Annotated in this window: 2 protein-coding genes and 1 pseudogene; 1 reads left to right on the top strand and 2 read right to left on the bottom strand. The window is 53.7% G+C overall.

Annotation, left to right across the window (positions count from 1 at the left end):
- Positions 1 to 440: 440 nt before the first annotated feature.
- Positions 441 to 1,451: a recombinase family protein gene (locus ACESNI_RS12750; protein ID WP_373087367.1), complete on the bottom strand. Its 1,011-nt coding sequence runs from the start codon at positions 1,449 to 1,451 to the stop codon at positions 441 to 443.
- Between the two features lie 24 nt (positions 1,452 to 1,475).
- On the opposite strand from ACESNI_RS12750, the gene ACESNI_RS12745 reads away from it, so the two are divergent.
- Positions 1,476 to 2,183, top strand: a complete 708-nt coding sequence (locus ACESNI_RS12745) for an IS6 family transposase (RefSeq protein ID WP_373087364.1) — start codon at positions 1,476 to 1,478, stop codon at positions 2,181 to 2,183.
- Between the two features lie 65 nt (positions 2,184 to 2,248).
- On the opposite strand, the pseudogene ACESNI_RS12740 reads toward ACESNI_RS12745, so the two are convergent.
- Positions 2,249 to 2,387: pseudogene (locus ACESNI_RS12740) on the bottom strand (ATP-binding protein); the annotation flags it as partial.

Here is a 2,387-nt window from a genome sequence, read left to right as displayed (position 1 = left end):
CCCTCCCTCCGCCACCCACCCCTGATAATTTGTCTCTGATTTGGCGAGGCGACGCAACCGCCCGTATCAGGGCGCTTATTCGCCGCCATTCCCTCTCTCGCCCGCGTCTCTGGGCCGTCAGATGTCGGTCTTTCGGGGCCAATCTGCCCGCCAGTCTCTGCCCGTCTGATGGTAGGGTGAGTTTGACTCGATCAAGGATTTAACAGGGAATTTTATGTAAAAACGCCCGTTATCAGGGTAATATCGGAGCTCCTTCGCACCAGAGTATATATTTTATTTCGTAATATCAGCGAGTTACGGCAGGAATTCGCCACTTTCCTGTTATTCGCCATAACAGGGTGATTTTAGGCCATAACAGGGCCTGTTATTGCGATTAACAGGGCGTTTTAAGCCTGTTAACAGGTGATTTAAGGAATTTCCTTTAGGACCTGGAACTGATTTTATAGCGTGCTTTCAATCCCGAACTTGCGCCGCTGGTCGGACCAGAGGAGGGGGATCTCGTTCTTCATCAATAGGGCCAGTGTCAGAGGGTCCGGCTGCCGCCCTTCGAGGATGATTTGCTGGATATCGGGGGCCAGGAAAGCGAGCCGCACCAGATTGCGTTTCCAGGGAGAGGCGGGGGCTGCCTGCAGGACGGGCCCTTTTCCTGAATCCTGATCCAGCATCGCATGCGCGTTTCGGAGCGCTCTGATCAAAGAGGCGTCCGGCTGCGGCGTGTTTTTATCGCCGACTAGGATGTCAGTCCGTCCCCCGCGCGTCTGCATCCGCCAGGGCAGGGTCAACCGCAGGCATTTCGATTCTGCCGGATCCGGACGCACCCGCTCGCCAGTCGTAAGATTGCCGTTGATCTTGTTAAGATATTTGAGCGGGACCAGAAGTTCGACACATCCGATATGAATCTCGATGCGGTTCACAAGCCCGAAGGGATCCTCCTGCAAGTTGGGGAGAAGACGGGTCAGTGTCTTGATCAACCGACTTTCAAGCGTTGCCGCCGAGACACGTCGTGGTGCGTTGTCCTGCTGGTCCCGTTTTGCCCCCCGCTGCAGGGGGGTGGACACATAATAGCGATACAGCTTACCGCCACGCCCATAGGCAAAGGTCGGGGACATCAGTTGGCCGTCCGTATCGAAGAGACACCCTGCCAGGGGCGACCCTGCAACGCTCTTTCCGGTCGCCTTGCGACGCCGGCTGTTCTCATCCAGCTGTGCCTGTACAGCCGCAAAGAGTTCCTCATCGATGATGGCCTCATGTAGCCCGGGATGGAACTGATCCTTATGAGGAACCTCGCCAAGATAGACACGGCTTCGCAGCAGATGATACAGCGCTCCGCGGCTGAAGGGCTGGCCTCCGATGGTTCTTCCTTTCAGCGTTGTCCGGACCTTTGATCGAATGTCTTTGGCATCCAGCTCTCTGACCAGGGAACTGTCAGAAGAAAATTGCTTGATGGGCATTTGCTCGTCGACTAGCCTCCGAGCATGACAAAACAGAACCCATTTCGCTATTTCAAAACATCTCCTGAAGTCATACGCCTTGCGGTGATGATGTATGTCCGATTTCCTCTTTCGCTTCGCAATGTTGAAGATTTGCTTTATGAGCGTGGCATCGATATCTGCCACGAAACCGTTCGCTATTGGTGGAATAGATTTGGTCCACTGTTTGCGCGCGAGATCCGGAAGAAACGACTTCATCCTCCCCAAAATCATTCCAACTGGCGATGGCACCTGGACGAAGTATTTGTGAAGATCAATGGTGAAACACACTATTTGTGGCGTGCTGTTGATCATGAGGGCGAAGTGCTGGAAGCCTTTGTTTCCAGGCGGCGAGATCGTAAGGCTGCGTTGAAATTCCTCAAGAAAATCATGAAGCGATATGGAAGGCCACACGAAATTGTTACAGATCGTTTGAAATCATATCGTGCCGCTATGAAGACCATTGGAAATGCCGAGGTTCAAGAGGTTGGCCGGTGGAAGAACAATCGCTGTGAGAACTCCCATCTCCCGTTCCGGCGACGAGAGCAGGCGATGCTGAAATTCAGGCGCCTGCGAAGTTTGCAGAAATTCGTCTCAATCCACGCATCAGTCCATAACCACTTCAACCATGAGCGCCACCTAAACAACAGAGAAACATTCAAGCTTCAAAGAAATGCCGCACTGGCCGAGTGGCAGCAACTTAGTGCGGCATAGTAGGGGCACCGTTATGCCATTTTATGCCATACAGAGACTACGTCGCATTCGTCTGACAGCGCCCAGGCGGCAAGGCCGAGACCGAGCGCAATATGGGTTTTACCGGTGCCGCTGTTGCCGAGCGCGATAATGTTCTCACGCCGCTCGACGTATTCACATCGTGCCAGCTCAAGAACCATCATCTTGTTGAGCGATGGGATGGCT

It is taken from the genome of Sneathiella sp., from assembly GCF_041689005.1.
Taxonomy (GTDB): domain Bacteria; phylum Pseudomonadota; class Alphaproteobacteria; order Sneathiellales; family Sneathiellaceae; genus Sneathiella.
This window is presented reverse-complemented; position numbering and strand designations above follow the sequence as displayed.

Excerpts from the sequence above, each read along its gene's own strand:
- ACESNI_RS12750 (WP_373087367.1), bottom strand. The coding sequence starts at position 1,451 with ATGCCCATCAAGCAATTTTCTTCTGACAGTTCCCTGGTCAGAGAGCTG.
- ACESNI_RS12745 (WP_373087364.1), top strand. The coding sequence starts at position 1,476 with ATGACAAAACAGAACCCATTTCGCTATTTCAAAACATCTCCTGAAGTC.